The sequence below is a fragment of the Methanoculleus chikugoensis genome, from assembly GCF_019669965.1.
GTDB lineage: Archaea > Halobacteriota > Methanomicrobia > Methanomicrobiales > Methanoculleaceae > Methanoculleus > Methanoculleus chikugoensis.
Map to the genome: position 1 here is coordinate 1,932,616 of NZ_AP019781.1, position 15,856 is coordinate 1,948,471.

The window sequence follows — 15,856 nt, forward strand, 5'->3', positions numbered from 1 at the left end:
GCGGTTTGGGCATCGTGCCTGTCTGCGGATTTTGATTGCCGGATGCGCCCGGGGAACGTGACTGAACGGAAAGCGGCCGGTTAATAGCCGCCCTCAATTATCCGATTTCCTGACGTTATAGGGCAATACAAGAAAAATGTGGGCGCGGATCAGTAGATATATCTTCGCATCAGGCGGATCGAAACGGGCTCTAAAACGTCCTGCTCCGGCGGCTGTGAGCCCGGTCGACGGGTATCCGGGCTCCCGGAGCGCCGGCAGGGTGCAGCAGCGCGCCGGAGAGATTCAACCGGAAAAACAGAATCAGCGGGCAGGCACTCCCACGGTCGCCGCCCCGCGTTTCTTCACGGCGCGGTCGTACACGAGCCAGTTCTCTTCCCACTCCGGATTCCGGTCATGGAGCTGCTCGAGCACCCGCCGCCGGATCTCGCCGGAAGGCATCCCGTCGTAGACGATCCGTTCGACGGCTTCGCCGATCGCCCTTGCCTCCTGTGGCGGCGCTCCCGACTTCAGCGCGCTCACGATCACCTTCTCCCGCACGAACGGTTCTCTCCTGCCGTCGGCCTTGACCACATCGACCAGTTCAATCACCTCAGGACGGGGGGTGGCCGGGAGTCATAACCTTTCCGGTCACCGCCGCCGCGGGGGAGGCGGCCTGAGGAGTTCCGTTGCGGATGCGACTCCTTTCAGCCCCTCCCTGAGGAAGAGAATCCCGAAGACCGATTCGACCAGCGTCCCCTTGGCGTGGTTGATCGTTCGTGCGCTCCTCGGGATCTCCGCATCGAAGTGAATCCGGTGCTCGTAGAGGCTCCAGCGGTCGCAGAGCAGGGCGAGGTTCGAGTTCCGGTCGTATGCCTTCCGGTTCTCGGTCAGGTTCCCTGCATTTGCGATCTCCTGATCCCAGATGGCGGGCAGAAGGCCTATCTTCAGGGCAGCATCGCCGATCCACGCGAGCGCCCCGGCTGCCTCATGGAGGTGCGCAAGATCCCGGAGTTCGGCATCGGTGAGGGTGCACCAGCCGCCGCTCCGGGCATCCTCCGCGATCTCGTCGAAGAGGTTGCGGGTGCTCGGCCGGAACATGGCGATGACGAACTGCTCGCGATCCCCGAGCGAGTAGCCGAGGTCCGCCTCGACCTCCGGCTGCACCGTCCCCGTGATCACGGCCGCCTTCGCGAAGACGGTCTCGATCTCCCGGACCCAGCGCCCGAACTTTCCGCTCTCTCCCGGAGGGAGCGCCGAGGTCTCCCGCACGAGATCCTCCCTGAGCGTTGTGAGCCGCCCCTCGATCCCCGGCAGGTTCCACGTAAGCCAGCGGTGCATCTCGTGTCCGTCACTCCCGTAGAGCATGAGCCTTTCGGAGACCACCGTAGATGACGACGTCTGCAATGCCGCGGCCGCCGAGGAGACGCATCGTCCGCTCGAGGAGGAAGTCCGAGCCGAGGACCCGGTCGGCCAGCCTCTTCGTCCTTGCTGCGGCGAGGAGTTCCCGGCCTATCGCCGAACGCCACTCCCGCTCGTAGGCCGCGAGGGGCTCGCCGCGGAGCAGGTGGTCCGCCACCGCAAGCCCGGCAAGCCGCCCGCAGATCATCGCGGTCGCGATCCCTCCACCGTTGGACGCGACGACGTGGCCCGCGGCGTCGCCGACGGCGAGGACGTTTCCACGGACGGTCTCCCTTATGGGCCCGGAGACAGGCACGAACCCGGCCTGGACGTCGCGGGCGGAGAAACCGTTGCTCGCGAGGAACGATCTCAGGAGAACCGGGACCGGGGTGCCCCTCTTCTGCACGCCGAGCCCGACGTTTGCGCACCCCGGCTTCGGGAAGACCCATGCATACCCTCCGGGGGCGATGCGGTTCCCGAAGAAGAACTTCAGACGGTCGCCGAACTCCCCGTCGACCCGGCAGGTTATGGCGGGGGCGAGCACGGCGCTCCGTTCCATCCCGGCCGAGCGGCATACGCGGGAGAGCGGGCCGTCCGCGGCGACGACGACGCGAGCCTCGATATCGCCCCGGCTGGTTGTTACCCGGCCGCCTTCCCGGCCGAGGAACTTTGTATCCGGCGAGAGCACGGCACCCTCGCGAACGGCCGCATCCGCGAGATGCCGGTCGAACACGTCCCTGTCGACGGTGTAACCGGGGAGCTCGAACTCGTATTCCCGGCCGCCGGGGGAGACGGCGACGGCCTCCCGGATCTCCCGCCGGATCAGCCGGGAATCGATGGGGAAGAGTTCGTCGAGCCCGGGGGCGTTCGGGAGCACACTCGCAAGGATCGCCACAGAGGCGTTGAACTCCCCGCAGCAGACAGGGACGCCGATCACCCTCCGCTTATCGATCAGGAGGACGTCGAGCCCCGATTTTGCCGCATACCGTGCGGCGGTGCTGCCGGCAGGCCCTGCTCCGACGACGATCACATCGCACCGGTCTTGCATCGGTGCTCTTGTAAGGAGGGATAGGGGAAAAGAGTTGGGGACACCCCGGTCTGCACGAAGAGAGGCGATAAGGCTCACGCGAAGAACGGTATAATTACCTGTAACTCCCTTCGCGGTTTCGCGTCTTCGTGTGAGGCCGTTTCATTGCTTATACCCTGTCAGCTCACGCGAAGAACGACTTCCCCTTGGGGAAGGAGTTTGAGAAGCCGCAGGCTTCGAGCCGCGAAGAACGCGAAGTTCGACTTCCCGAAGGGAAAGGAGCTCAAGCACCGAAGGTGCGAGCCGCGAAGGGGCACGTCAGTCTTCGTGCTTCGCCCGCAGCCGCGCGATCCTCTCCGCCACGCGCCGTCTCGCCTCCTCCGTCGCCGCAACGTCCCGGCGGATTGCAACCTCCAGGATATCGCCCTCCCGGGCACCGGGTGGAAGGAGGGAGCGGGGGAGCGTGAACCGGACTGACTCGTCCTCGCGGAGGAGGAGGACGGCAAGGCCCTCCTCGACGCGATCGAGGCTCACCCGGAAGGCCGACTCATCCTCCGCCATGGTCACCGCTCCAGGGTGCTGACGACGGTGCCGTTCGCGTCGGCAAGCGTGGCGAGGTCGCCGTCGTTGTTCCAGACCGGGCTTCCCCGGCCCCAGTAGAGGTCGGTCGCGGTGTCGTTGCCCGCCCCGGAGTGGACGGTGACACCGGCGCCCGGATCGAGCGTGAAGACCGGGAAGGTGTAGGTGTTGCGCATCCCCTCGTCGGCAATCGTCCAGCCGGTAAGGTTGACCGCTGCCGGATCACCGTTCGCGACGGCGATCCACTCCTCCCGGAGATCGAGATCGGCGATGTAAACACCGGACGAGGGGGCGGGCGTCGTCGGGGCCGCCGTCGCGGGAACGGTCGTTGCCCCGGCCGTCACGGTGGCGGCGGGTGCCTCGCCGGCCGCAACGGTGAGCGCCGTGCCGTCGGTGGCGACGATGACCGTCCCGTCAAGGTCGGTCCGGTAGATGCGCGAACCGGTCGCCTCGATGCGTTCGACCGCTTCCTCGTGGGGGTGGCCGTAGTCGTTCCCCGCGCCGACCGAAATGACGCTGATCGCGGGGCTGACCGCGGAGAGGAACTCCGCTGAGGATGCGTACCGGCTCGCATGGTGACCGACCTTCAGGACGTCGGCATCGAGGTCGAGGCCGGCCTCCATCATGCTCTTCTCCGCGGGCTTCTCGGCATCGCCCATGAAGAGGTAGGAGATCTCGTTGTAGGTGACCTTCAGGACGACCGAGTCCTGGTTGACCTCGCCGATCGGCTCCGCGGCCGGGTTCAGGATCAGGATCTCGAGGTCGGGATCGAGGGCAACCGTCTGCCCGCGCTCCGCTGCGGTGTAGGGTATCCCCAGGTCTTCGACCAGGGCAAGCAGGTTCTCGTAGGTCGCAGTCGGGTGCGGCTGCGCGGCGTCGACGAACCGGCCGACCGGGTAGGCGGAGATGACATCGGCAAGGCCGCCGATGTGATCGGTGTGCGCATGGGTCGCCACGACCACGTCGATCCGCTCGACGTTCCGCTCCTCGAGATACGCGATGACGCGCTCCCCCATCCCGCGCTCGCCGGCGTCGATGAGCATCGTCTTATCGCGGAACTCGACCAGGATCGAGTCCCCCTGCCCGACGTCGATGAAGTGGACGACGAGATCGCCGGAGAGATCGGAGCCGATCTCCGGCTGCCCGGAGGGGGCGGAACAGCCTGCGGTGATGAGGCAGGCGACGGTGCATGCACAGAGTGCGATACAGATCAGGTATCGTGTGGACGACATTGCTCTCTACACAAGTAGAGGGCGCAGGGTATAAGTGTGCTTGAGGTCGGGCACCGGCACCGTTCCCGCCTTTTGGGCATACAGCCGACCGATCGGCTGAACGGGAGAAACACGGACGGCAGAAGCGCGCGGGAATAGAAAGGATGATATGCGTCGACCGTCACCCCTTAACAGTAAGGACGATGAAAGAAGTATCTCCCCTTGAGATCTATAACGAGTTCCACGACGACATCCAGGCAATCTTCCGGTCGAGACTGCAGACGCAGGTGATGATTGCCCTCGGCAGCGGGAGCAAACCGCTCTCGACCCTTCGCGAGATCACGGGGAGTTCATCGCAGGCGCTTATCCCGAAGATCCGGCAACTCGAAGCCCTGCATTACGTCGAATCGGTGCGGGGCGACTATGCGCTCACCCCTATGGGCAGGCTCGTCGAACCAAAGATCGGACGGGCGGTTGCGCTCATGGGGGTGCTCCAACGCCACCGGGACTTCTGGGTCGAACACGAGATCGAGGGCATACCCCTTGAGTTTCTGAACGAGATTGAACACCTGTATCATACGGAAGTGGTAAGGAACATCGAAGAGGATGTCTTCGCCGTGTATGCAAGTTTTCAAGCCATACTCAGGAAAGCATCGTGGATCCACAGCGTATCATCGATCACGAGTCCACTCCTTGCGGATGAGGTTAAGGTTACCGTCATGGAGGGCAGGCCCGCGGAACTCATCGTCACCGGAGAACTTGCCCGGAGGCTGGACGACGAGCCGTACAGAACCATGCTGGAACCCCTGACCGGGCATGAAAACTTCAAGATGTATACCTCTTCTTCGCCGATTCGCCTGGGATTGACGGTAACCAACGGGTACCTGTCGTTGGGCCTGTATAGGCGCGATACAGGGAAATATGACGCCACCACGGATCTCGTCGGCACCGATGCAGCGGCGGTCTCCTGGGGCGAGCGACTCTTCCAGCACTACAAAGCGGACGCTAAAGCACTGGAGATACCCCAGTAGTCTCTTTTTTCCAGGCTCCAATCACCCGACACCTGACGCGACCCACGGCATAGCGATCGCTCTACGACCCCGAGGATACCTGATCCTTCAGAGCCGAGACGCCGTTCTGTCCCAGCACCCACACCAGTAGACCCGGAGTAAAAAAGGCGCAATGCGCAGCCCTCTGCAGAAATGAAGCGACAGGGCGTTGCGATGCATCAGAGTGGTGAATATTCATCGAGGTAATAAATATTCATCGGTTCTCTGAAAACCACTCCATGTTCGGATTTGCAAAATGCCCCAACCCTGTTCAGCCAGCCGGTCAGATCGTCGCCCATCTGGTCGTATACAGTTCCCTGTATACCGCTGCCATGATGGCGGCGATGGTATACCTCTCGTGCCTCCTGCAAGGTTTTCCCTTCGATCCGGTTGCGGCGGCGATCCTGGTGCTCGTCGTATTCGCCGTTTACAACCTCAACCGCAAGACCGACGAGGGCGAGGATGCCGTTAACCATACGGAACGCTACTCGTTCACAAAGAGATATGAAACCATCCTCTTCCGTTCTGCAATCTTCGCATTCATCCTCGCTTTCTGCCTTTCGGCCCTCCGGGGGTTCGGCAGCCTGCTCATCACGACCATTCCCCTGGTCGCCGGAATCGTCTACAGCGTCCCGCTCTTTCCCGCTCGCTTCGGGTTCCGGCGACTGAAAGAAGTGCCGTTCATGAAAAGCCTGATCGTGGCGTTTTCCTGGACGCTCCCCGCGACACTCCTGCCGATCTGCCACGCAGGCCTTTCTGCGGGCGCCGCCACGGGCATCGTAGGCGTCTTTTTCCTCGTACAGACCTTCACGAATACGGTAGTCTACGATATCCGTGACGTGGAAGGGGATGTTGCGTCTGGAGTCAGGACGATCCCGACGATCCTCGGCCCCCAAAGGACGCTCCTTCTCCTCACGGCGGTGAACATAACCGTCGGAGCCGCGCTGGTGCTTGCCGGCGGGTTCCTGCTGGATCTCTATCCGGTGCTGTTGCTGGCTGCGGGTACGGTCTACGCCCAGGGTTATCTCCTGTGCTTTCAGCGGTTAGGAACAGAAAAACTCTTCTTCGAGTTGTTTACCGATGGAGAGTTCATCCTGCTGGCCGCTGTCCTCTACCTGCTCACCCTTGCAGTTCCGCATCTCCCGGCATGAACAACCCCGAAGATTCATCGGAGAGGTGAAAATTCATCGACACAATAAATGTCCGGCAGCCGGGGAGCATCTTAGGGTACGACATGAGATCACCCGGCGACAGCGATCCGCTGAAGAGTAACCCCGATGCTCAATATCCCGAGGCACGGGAGAGGAGGATGAATACGCTGCACGATGGCGCAACAGGAGGCTTGCTGCTGCAGGACGAGATGAAGCCGCAACGGTGGGGTTGCCCATCGTGCATGTACTACGACCCCGGGTGCGCCTACTGCACCTACATCCACGCTCCCGTGGACGTACTGTTCGTCTGCCCGCAGGTTCTCGACAGACGCAGAAGGCCGGGGCCTGCACAGTAAGGTTACGCCGTTCGTCCGGCAATAACTCCGGCGGCCTCGCCCGCCCCGCCGGCGCCCGACAAAAGGAGACGACGCAGGATCGGGATCCCCAACGTTTTTGTAGGCCGCCCGCCATGACAGAAGCCGCCATGCCGGGTGCTGACTACATCTACCCGAACGTCACGGAAGCAGCCCAACGGGGCGGGTTCCTCGAACGCTGGCACCTCGCCGAACCGCTCGGGTGTAGATACATCGAGATCCCCGCCGATTTCATTAAGAACCAGACGGAGGTTGAGCGGACGGGGCAGGAGATCGGGTCGATGCTCACCAGGTCCTCCGTCGAACTCCTTTACGAGCAGGATGCGGCTCTTCCGGGCACCCTCAGGTATCTCCTGCACACCGAGCCGGCCATCCCCCGGAGAACCCCGCACGGCCGGCAGGCGACGGCTAGCCTGCGGTGGCGCGATCCCGGCTGGGTAGCCGGGTTCGGGGATATGCTCCTTGAGATCGAGGACGTCCTGGGTATTCCTCCGGAGATCATCGAGATACACCCCGGCGATCGGAGGAACACCCACGCCGATATCGTCGCGGGGATGCACGCCCTGATCGCCGCCCACTGGAACGCCTTCGGAGCGGAACCGCTGGTGCTGCTCGAGCACCATAAAGACCAGAGCATCTCCACGGGGAGCCAGATGCGGTCGTTCTGGGCGGTGCTCAAGGATATTCATCCCGAGATCGCCGGGCTGGCCGGGATAGCGCTCGATCCCTGGCACCTCCACGCCGCGACGAGAGAGGAGTTCCCCGGATCGCTCGGCGAGGTTCCGCTCGATGCCCTGCAGGCGTTTCATATCCATAACGATCTCCGCCCTCCGTCGGTCGCCGACGGGGTGCCCTGGCCGCAGGTCTTCGAGGTGATCGGCGACGTAAAGACGCCCCGCATCAAACCCGTGGTCTACCAGAAGAGCAGGGTGCCGGGGGCGATTGCCTTCTGCGAGGAGATGCTCGCCGCGCCGCGGGCAGTGTACGCGGGGCCGCCGGCGTGAGATCCCCGCCAACATTCATAACCTCAAAATGCCACAGGGTGTCGCATGACACCGATAGCCGCGCCTGATTTCCCTCCCGATCTCGAGTGGCATAACGTCGACCGCCCTTCCGTCGTCCGCGATCTCACCGGCAGGGTGGTGCTGCTCTCCTTCTTGACGTTCACCTGTTCGAACTGTATGCGACTGGCACCGGATCTCCGGCGGCTCGAGGAGAGGCATCCCGGGCTGGTGGTCGTCGAAGTGCATTACCCCGGGTTTGAATCCGCCGCGGTCGCCGGGAACTTCCGGGAGGCCGTGCGCCGCGCCGGGCTGGAGCATCCCGTCGCCATCGACCGCGAACGCCGGCTCTGGCAGGCCTTCGGGATCCAGGACTGGCCGACCTTCGTCCTCATCGACCCGGGAGGAAACGTGGTCGGGAAGACCGCCGCCGAAGGGCTCTACGGGAGGCTCAGCCCGAAGATCGATCGGATGACGGTAGAGTTCGGAGCGCAGGGTCTGATCGAGAGAGGACAGTTGTCGCCGGGAGCCGCACGGGAGACGGACCTGTATCGTCCCGGAAAAATTGCCGCGGACAACGTCGGGATGCGTCTCTTCATAAGCGATACCGGCCATCACCGGATCGTCGTCGCCGGCGCTGACGGAAAGATCCTGGAGACGATCGGCTCCGGGGCTGCCGGGAACACCGACGGATCGTTCGGTGAAGCCGGATTCTACCTGCCGGAGGGTCTTATATTCGACGAGGAGGAGAGCGTCCTCTATGTCGCGGATACCGGAAACCACACGATCCGCCGGGTCTCCTGGACGGAGCGGGAGGTCGCGACGATCGCCGGGACGGGCCTTGCCGCCCCGTCGCCCGGCGGGCCGGGCACCGAGACCGCGCTGAACGCACCGCGGGATCTCGCGCTGCTCGGCGGCCATCTCTACATCGCGATGGCGGGGGCGAACCAGATCTGGCGAATGGATCTCGCCACCCGTGAGGTGGAGCCATATGCCGGGTCGGGCCGGGAGGGGCTGGCCGACGGGCCGCTCGGAAAGGCCGCCTTCACCGGGCCTGCCAGCATCGTCACCGACGGCGAGGCGCTCTACATCGCCGACAGCGGGGCTTCGGCGATCCGCCGCATCAAGCGGGGGATGGTCGAGACCCGCATCGGGCACGCCCCGGACGATTTCGGCGATCTCGACACCATCGCCCGGATGGCGCGCATCCATCACCCGACAGGCATCGCCTACAGGGACGGGTCGCTCTATATCGCCGACACCGGCAACAACAAGATCAAGCAGTTCGACCTTGAGACCGGGTGGGTCCTCACCCGGGCAGGGGACGGCGACCGCGGCGACCGGGACGGGCTCTCGGGTGACGCAAGGCTGAACGAGCCGGGCGGTCTCGCCGATCTCGGGGGGCTCTGGTATATCGCCGATACCGGCAACCACACCGTCAGGGTCTACGACCCGGTTCACCATGTCGTCTCGACCCTGACGCTCTGGAAATAGGCGTTCCGGGAGCAGTACTGGTGCGTTGTCGAGACTTCGTGACTTTGATCGTAGCGTGGTGCGCGGCGTGGCTTTCTTATTCCTTACTTTGAGGGGAGTATAGTTTCACTGTCCTATGTATAAACTACTTATTTCACTTATTAGTCAGGGGATTCAGAGGGGGCCAACTAAAGTTTACAACTGCTATGATCCCTTGTCTCAAGAGAAAAAGTGCTATTAACTGGAGTTGTCCAAATTGGAGGTATAATGGAGGGTTTGTTAGTTGTGTTTTCTTTCTTTCAGTATAAAAAAAAGTCTATACTCGTATCCTGTTTTGGGGTTTGAGATCTTCCATGTGATTTTATTTTTAAATGTGTTTATTTTAGGGTGCTCTTTGATCTTTTCCAAACTTTTTTCACTGGTTTTCATTCTTTCCTCTGCTGCATCGTATATCTGGAATATTAGAGGTTTACCATCTGCTTCAGTCTCATAAGGGAAAGAGATCGTGTATTTTTCCTTCATTTTCCCTTCAAGCAACACTCTAATAACCAATCGCTCTGTGTAACGATTTACACTAAAGGAGAAGAAATCGGTCTCACCATTGATAGCAGAGATATATGCCTTCGTCCTATAACTGACTGCGAAGTCACAAATTTGATCCGGTTCAACGTGAAGTGGGATCTTAAACTCTTTCTTTTTACTAATTATCTGTCCATCCTGATTTATACTCTCTGAATATTTTGGTTCCTTAACTATGGTAGGGAAATGGATCGCCTTACCATTGTAGTTATATTCAATATCATCTATCCTCGGAACATCCTCAGGTGACGTTATATGCATATTGAATAAATTATATCGATCATCCATGTGATTGTGCAAGGTTCGCCTAATAGTTGTTAAAGCAGACTCATCCTCGCGCGACTGATCGTCAAATTTGATCGTTTTCTCCACATAGAGCATACTTGCATCTAACGGGATTGAATGAAGTTTCCGAAAGTTTTCGTCAATTTTAATGACGTCTTTTACATAACAAGTGACTAAAACCATTACGGCTAAGAGCAAGATGCCAGCCAAATACTCTATCCGGACTAAAGTCTCATCGATTTGCCCGAAGACATACCCAATAAGTGCTGTTGTAATGATTATTGCTACAGGTTTTAGGATCGGATTATTTCCGTATAGTGCCCATCGCGTTATTCGATTTATCTAAATCACCCATCCAGCTAAAAAGAGTGTAAACATTGTAGTGGAGGGGGTTTTAACTGCCTTCCTTCTCGCCAACACTATACATCATACTTCGCACCTCGAACCTAGTTGATGCAGGTAATTTGATCCCCTTAGTGAGTAACATACAGCGTGTCCTATCATCATATAAAAGGGATTCGATATTTCGTCTTAAATGGAAGTGCTACCACTTCCACTGCGATGAACCAATGCAACCGGTGGGGCACAACTTTGACACGAGGCACTCAAGGTTAACTTGAGTTGTACTTCCAATTAGGGTCTAATTTTCCAGTAGATCCTGTTTTCCTCGTGCTTCATCGAGATATACTGGCCCTGCACCCCCTCGCTCCGATTAATGACCCATTGTCCCAAATGGGTCATGCGCAGCTCACGCCACGCACCAGTGCCGGTACATCTCCTAATAGTCACGAAGGCGCACCAGAACCCCGGGAGCAGTACTTTATGTAGGGATAACGAGAGAGGAGGAACGGAGCATAGAGTCTCCAGGGTGAGCCATGCGAATGAACTATGCGCTGTTCATATCCGTTCTGGCTATCGGGGCGGCGGTTCTCATCTGCGGCTGCATGGGCCTGCCGGGAGACGGCGACCGGAACCAGACGAACGAGACGCCGGTCGGCGAGAACCTGACGGTCGGCGAGGTGCTGGCCCGGGACGGCAACTTCTCGGTGTTTGTCCGGGCGCTCGATGCCGCCGGACTCGGGGGGACGCTCGCCGGACCGGGGCCCTACACCGTCTTCGCGCCGACGGACGAGGCGTTCAGCCGGATCCCGGAGACCGCGATGGCAGAACTCATCGACGACCCGAAGGGCATCCTCGCCGAGACCCTGCTCTACCACATGGCCCCGGGGAGGTATACGGCAGCCGGGATTGCTGCAAACGATACCGTTCCAACCGTCCAGGGCAGTCCGATCGCCGTCGACGCCGCCGGCGAGAGCGTGACGGTGAACGGCGCAAGGATAGTCCGGAGAGATATCCCTGCCGCGAACGGCGTCATCCATGCCATCGATGCGGTCATGATCCCGCCTGACGTGATCCTATTGCCGGCAGACGAGACCGTCGCGAACGTGACGGAGAATGAGACCGCTGTGAATGTGACGGAGAACGTGACCGGGTGAGGGGGTGCCCCACTCTCTTCCCGAGAGTGCGACAAGGCGTATACATTGTGTATACGTTCGTATACAGCATGTGTTCGTACCCGGGAGCTTGTTTCTTCAAAGGCGCAGGCACATTCCCGGAACCACCCCGAGGAACCTCAGGCAGGATGAACGATCAAGATCGATCCTTCGCGAACCTCCATTGTAGCGGATCGTCAAAGAACCTACGAATAACAACTGTTTTCCCACGCCCGCACAAACAAAGAACCACAACAGGGAGTCCTCCCCGAGTTCGTCCATGCCACGCTTCAACCTCAGCCCGTCGCTCATCGGCCGGTTCTTCTACCACGACTGCGAACGCCATCTCCGTTACCACGCGACCCCGGAGCAGGAGCGCGCCGGAGCCGGTATCCCGGCGGCCGCGATCGACACGAGCCCGGTGACGCGAGCCCTCCTTGATGCCGGCATCCGGTGGGAAGAGGAGGTGATCCGGACGAAACTCACGGGCAGGGTACGGCTCCCGGACGGGGCGGGGCCGATCTCTGAGAGGTCGTTCTCCATCGAGGAGAGTTTCAATCTCCTCCCCCGGCTATCCCCGGGCGAGGCAATCTACCAGACGACCATCCCGGCCTCGATCCACTTCCTGAAGAACTACGGCCTCGACCCCGGGGTGCACCGCTTCTCCCCCTGCCGCCCCGATCTCATCAGGGCCGATGAAGAAGGATCTCTCCAGATCATCGACATCAAAGCCAGCGAAGAACTCAGCGTCAGCCACCGGATCCAGGCGACGCTGTACGTCCTGATCCTCGACCACGCCCTGGACCTGCTCGGGCTCAAGCTCCCGGTCGACCGGAGCCGGGCGGGGATCTGGCTCTACGGGGAGGACGAACCGGAACCCTTCGACCTCTCCCTCAACAGGCGGGTGATCGAGGAGTTCCTCCGCCACCGCCTCCCGGGCATCCTCGCCGCCCCTCCGGAGGACGTGCCCTGGCACCTCACGTCGCGGTGCGAGTCCTGCGAGTTCTACGCCCACTGCCGTGCCGAGGCGGAGGCCTCCTCCTCGGTCTCGCAGATCCCGGGCCTCTCGTCCGGCGGGCGGCGTTACCTCCGCGAAGCCCCGTGGGACGGCGGGCTCCCGATCAACGCGCTCTCCGACCTCACCGAATTCCTCCGCGATCCGGAGAGCGATGGTTACCTCGACAACTGCGGGTCGCTCGCCGGCCAGGGCGACCGCCTGCGGGCGACCGTTCGGGCGCTCTCGACGGGAGAGATCGTTTCGCTCGCCGCGACCTCGCTCGCACTCCCCGTCTACGAGGATATCGCCGTCACCCTGACGCTCCAGAAAGACCCCGTCTCCGGCCGGGTATACGCCCTCGGGTTCCGGCGGAGCAGGGGCAAGGCCGTCTACGGGACGCCGTCGCACGAAGCAATCTATGTCGCGGAAGACCCCGGCGACTGCACCCGGGTGCGCCGGGAGTTCGTCCGGGCGCTCGCTGCGGAACTCGCGGCCGTCGACGACTACAACCGGGGCCGCGACTGGGCCGGGCAGGAGTCGGTGCAGACCTACGTCTACGACACCTACGAGGAGGAACTCTTCACCCGGCTGCTCGAAGAGGCGCTCGACGACCCCGTAACGGCCGCGGACGCTCTCAGGCTGCGGTTCTACTACCAGGATCCCGGCATCGCTCTCGGGTCGAGCCACCCGAGCGCGTCCGTCCCATTCCCGATCGTCGTCCTGACAAGAGAGATCCGGCGGCTGCTCGCCCTTCCCGTCCCGTTCACGCTCCGCCTGCCCGAAGTCCTCGCGGCGATCCCCGCCTCCCGGTTCGCGTACCACCTCGATCCGGGCTCCCTCTTCTGGAGCGAGCACGGCAACGCCATGAAGAGCGACGCCATCATCATGGCGTGGCACGGGGACCGGCCGGAGGCTCTCGACTGGGTCCGGCAGGAGGTTTCGCGCCGCCTGCTCGGCGCGGGGAGCGTCCTCGACGGACTCCGCGAACGGACGAAGGAGAGACTCGTGCGGTGGGCGGAGAAGTTCCGGTTCCCGGGCTCGTGGGAGGCCGCGACGCCCGAGATATCCCGCCTCCTCTTCATCGCGGAGTATGAGTCGACGATGGGTGCCCGGCAGGTGCAGGAACTGCGGAGCGGACCGCGGGCGGCAAGGGTCCGGGACGGCGTCAGCATCCCCCTCAAGAAGAGCGAGGGGAACTTCTGGAAGGTGCTCGCCCCCCTGGATCTCGCGCTCTTCGAGCAGTCGCGGGCGTTCAGTTACCTCCTCGTGCCGGACGACCCGGCGGGCGAGGAAGCGGAGCGGGCGTTCGATGATATCCGCTACCGGAGCAGCCCGAACCCCGGGAACAGCGGGGTCTGCTTCGCGAGGGTCCGCGACACCATTGTCAACCGGACGGCCGGGGAGGTCAGGGGGCTTGTGCTGGAGGTGGCCTACCCCCGGGATCACGCGCCGTTTGCCGAGGGCGATCTCGCGGTGCTGCACCCCCGGTTCACGGACTTCACCGCCCCGCGCTACGTCGACCGCCTCCTTGCTCTCGACGAGCAGCCGGAGAACGATTTCATCCGCCTCCTCCGCGACCCGCGCACGTTCGCCGCGCCGATCATTGAGTCCGGTGCGGTCGCTGCCGACGCCGGGCGGTTCGCCCGCGATGCCGGGTTCACGAGGAGCCAGAATGCGGCGTTCTCCCACGTGACGGAGAACCGCCTGACCCTGGTCTGGGGGCCGCCCGGCACCGGGAAGACGCATTTCCTCGCGACGGCGATCCTCGCGCTCGTCAAAGCCCGGCGGGCGCACGGGGAGCGGATCCGGGTGGGGGTCGCGGCGTTCACCCACGCGGCCGTCGAGAACCTGCTCGTCAAGGTGCAGGCCTCGGTCGACGAGTTCGGCCTTACCGCGGGCCTTCCGATCTACAAACTGAGGGATATCCGGACACCCGGCGGGGAGCGGAGCCTCGAAGTGCTGCCCCACGACCGGGCCGAGACCGTCGTCGGCTACCCCGCCCTCCTCCTCGGCGGGACGGTGCACGGGTTCGCAAAACTCGAGAAGTCCCTCCCGTCCCTCGATCTCCTGATCGTCGACGAAGCGTCGCAGATGCGGGCGGCGGAACTCGCGATGGTGCTCCCGATGCTCGGGCAGGGCGGACGGCTCGTCCTCGCGGGCGACGACCTCCAGCTCCCGCCGGTCGTCCAGGGGGCGTATCCGGCACCGGTTGACGGCCTCCCCGGGCTCGAAGACTCCGTCTTCGCCTACCTCCGGCACCGCGACGACCCCTCCCGCCCCGTCTACACCTGCCAGCTCCAGGAGAACTGGCGGATGAACCGCACCCTCTCGGGGTTCCCGGCGGAGACGCTCTACGGCACCGGGTATGCTCCCGCAACCGACGCGATAGCGCGGCAGCGGATCGCCCTCGCTCCCGCTCCGCCGGGGGAGGAGTGGATGGAGTGGGTCCTCGATCCGGCATACCCGCTCGTGCTCTGCGTCCTCGAGGGCGTCCGGACGACGGTGGAGAACCGGGTCGAGGCGGCGCTGGTCGCCCGACTCGCCGGGGCGCTCCGGGAGAGGCTCCTCGACCCCGGCTCGGGAGAGCCGTATCCGGCGACGGAGGACGGGGATTACCGGTTCTGGCGGCACGGGCTCTTCATCGTCAGCCCGCACCACGCCCAGATAGGCGCCATCAAGAACAGTCTCGCCGGGGTGCGGGCCTGGAAGTATCCGCCGTTCGTGGACACCGTCGACAAGATGCAGGGGCAGGAGGCGGAGAGCGCGATCATCAGTTACGGCGTGAGCGACGTCGAGACCGCCCTCCGCGAGGCCGAGTTCATCTACAGCCGAAACCGCCTGAACGTATCGCTGACCCGGAGCCGGGCGAAGTGCGTGGTCTTCCTGCCCCGGCCGCTCTTAGAACCGCCGCTTGAACTGGTGCAGAACGAGAAGGCGGCGGCGGGGTTCCGGCACATGCTCGACCTGCAGGAGTTCTGCCGGACGCACGGGGAGGAGCGGACGTTTCCCCTCGAAGGGGGGGACGGCGTCCGGCTCACGGTGATGCGGGCGCGGGTGGAGTGAGAGGACGAGGGGGTTCGCGCTGTGAGAACAAGAGCGTTCTAACGGCTTCCTGCCCGAAAGGATAACTCCTCGCATCTGTAGGTGTTTAAATCCTGAGATTGATCAATGAAATTGGTGTTGAGCCTGTAAAATATCCATACACGGCTTTCAAGGTGATATCGCCACGCACTGCCCCCGCCCCCCGGGGCGGGGAACGA

At 62.5% G+C, this 15,856-nt stretch carries 12 protein-coding genes; 6 read left to right on the forward strand and 6 right to left on the reverse strand.

Annotation, left to right across the window (positions count from 1 at the left end; genetic code table 11):
* Positions 1-300 precede the first annotated feature (300 nt).
* The 5 genes from MchiMG62_RS09745 to MchiMG62_RS09765 form a co-directional block, all read right to left on the reverse strand.
* A complete protein-coding gene (locus MchiMG62_RS09745) occupies positions 301-588 on the reverse strand; it encodes an ATP cone domain-containing protein (protein WP_244987674.1) in 288 nt (95 codons plus the stop codon).
* Between the two features lie 39 nt (positions 589-627).
* On the reverse strand, positions 628-1,317 hold the full coding sequence (locus MchiMG62_RS09750; protein ID WP_221056788.1) for a ribonuclease III domain-containing protein: 690 nt from the start codon (positions 1,315-1,317) through the stop codon (positions 628-630).
* A 10-nt stretch (positions 1,318-1,327) separates the two neighbouring features.
* Positions 1,328-2,425 carry a geranylgeranyl reductase family protein gene (locus tag MchiMG62_RS09755; protein ID WP_221056789.1) on the reverse strand — a complete coding sequence of 366 codons (1,098 nt, stop codon included), beginning with the start codon at positions 2,423-2,425 and terminating at the stop codon, positions 1,328-1,330.
* Between the two features lie 297 nt (positions 2,426-2,722).
* On the reverse strand, positions 2,723-2,965 hold the full coding sequence (locus MchiMG62_RS09760) for a DUF3006 domain-containing protein (protein ID WP_221056790.1): 243 nt from the start codon (positions 2,963-2,965) through the stop codon (positions 2,723-2,725).
* Between the two features lie 2 nt (positions 2,966-2,967).
* The gene (locus MchiMG62_RS09765) at positions 2,968-4,215 is read right to left on the reverse strand and encodes an MBL fold metallo-hydrolase (protein WP_221056791.1); all 1,248 of its coding nucleotides are present in this window, start codon (positions 4,213-4,215) and stop codon (positions 2,968-2,970) included.
* A 182-nt stretch (positions 4,216-4,397) separates the two neighbouring features.
* Between MchiMG62_RS09765 and MchiMG62_RS09770 the strand changes: the two genes are divergently transcribed.
* The 4 genes from MchiMG62_RS09770 to MchiMG62_RS09785 all read left to right on the forward strand — a co-directional run bounded on the left by MchiMG62_RS09770 (position 4,398) and on the right by MchiMG62_RS09785 (position 9,263).
* Positions 4,398-5,225, forward strand: coding sequence for a helix-turn-helix transcriptional regulator (locus MchiMG62_RS09770; RefSeq protein WP_221056792.1), 828 nt, complete (start codon positions 4,398-4,400; stop codon positions 5,223-5,225).
* Between the two features lie 257 nt (positions 5,226-5,482).
* Positions 5,483-6,394, forward strand: a complete 912-nt coding sequence (locus MchiMG62_RS09775; RefSeq protein WP_221056793.1) for a UbiA family prenyltransferase — start codon at positions 5,483-5,485, stop codon at positions 6,392-6,394.
* 469 nt (positions 6,395-6,863) lie between these two features.
* Entirely contained in the window at positions 6,864-7,772 is a 909-nt protein-coding gene (locus MchiMG62_RS09780; RefSeq protein ID WP_244987675.1) for a hypothetical protein, read from the forward strand.
* A 45-nt stretch (positions 7,773-7,817) separates the two neighbouring features.
* Positions 7,818-9,263 carry a thioredoxin-like domain-containing protein gene (locus MchiMG62_RS09785; RefSeq protein WP_221056794.1) on the forward strand — a complete coding sequence of 482 codons (1,446 nt, stop codon included), beginning with the start codon at positions 7,818-7,820 and terminating at the stop codon, positions 9,261-9,263.
* Positions 9,264-9,521: 258 nt separating this feature from the next.
* Here MchiMG62_RS09785 and MchiMG62_RS09790 read toward each other — a convergent pair whose 3' ends face one another.
* Positions 9,522-10,082 carry a hypothetical protein gene (locus tag MchiMG62_RS09790; RefSeq protein WP_221056795.1) on the reverse strand — a complete coding sequence of 187 codons (561 nt, stop codon included), beginning with the start codon at positions 10,080-10,082 and terminating at the stop codon, positions 9,522-9,524.
* 905 nt (positions 10,083-10,987) lie between these two features.
* Here MchiMG62_RS09790 and MchiMG62_RS09795 point away from each other — a divergent pair.
* Complete coding sequence (locus MchiMG62_RS09795) at positions 10,988-11,602, forward strand: fasciclin domain-containing protein (RefSeq protein ID WP_244987676.1); 615 nt, start codon at positions 10,988-10,990, stop codon at positions 11,600-11,602.
* Between the two features lie 277 nt (positions 11,603-11,879).
* Positions 11,880-15,659, forward strand: coding sequence for a bifunctional RecB family nuclease/DEAD/DEAH box helicase (locus MchiMG62_RS09800; RefSeq protein WP_221056797.1), 3,780 nt, complete (start codon positions 11,880-11,882; stop codon positions 15,657-15,659).
* Positions 15,660-15,856 lie beyond the last annotated feature (197 nt).

Coding starts and splice junctions, on each gene's coding strand:
- MchiMG62_RS09750 (WP_221056788.1), bottom strand. CDS start 1,317: ATGCACCGCTGGCTTACGTGGAACCTGCCGGGGATCGAGGGGCGGCTC.
- MchiMG62_RS09755 (WP_221056789.1), bottom strand. CDS start 2,425: ATGCAAGACCGGTGCGATGTGATCGTCGTCGGAGCAGGGCCTGCCGGC.
- MchiMG62_RS09760 (WP_221056790.1), bottom strand. CDS start 2,965: ATGGCGGAGGATGAGTCGGCCTTCCGGGTGAGCCTCGATCGCGTCGAG.
- MchiMG62_RS09765 (WP_221056791.1), bottom strand. CDS start 4,215: ATGTCGTCCACACGATACCTGATCTGTATCGCACTCTGTGCATGCACC.
- MchiMG62_RS09770 (WP_221056792.1), top strand. CDS start 4,398: ATGAAAGAAGTATCTCCCCTTGAGATCTATAACGAGTTCCACGACGAC.
- MchiMG62_RS09775 (WP_221056793.1), top strand. CDS start 5,483: ATGTTCGGATTTGCAAAATGCCCCAACCCTGTTCAGCCAGCCGGTCAG.
- MchiMG62_RS09780 (WP_244987675.1), top strand. CDS start 6,864: ATGACAGAAGCCGCCATGCCGGGTGCTGACTACATCTACCCGAACGTC.
- MchiMG62_RS09785 (WP_221056794.1), top strand. CDS start 7,818: ATGACACCGATAGCCGCGCCTGATTTCCCTCCCGATCTCGAGTGGCAT.
- MchiMG62_RS09790 (WP_221056795.1), bottom strand. CDS start 10,082: ATGCATATAACGTCACCTGAGGATGTTCCGAGGATAGATGATATTGAA.
- MchiMG62_RS09795 (WP_244987676.1), top strand. CDS start 10,988: ATGAACTATGCGCTGTTCATATCCGTTCTGGCTATCGGGGCGGCGGTT.
- MchiMG62_RS09800 (WP_221056797.1), top strand. CDS start 11,880: ATGCCACGCTTCAACCTCAGCCCGTCGCTCATCGGCCGGTTCTTCTAC.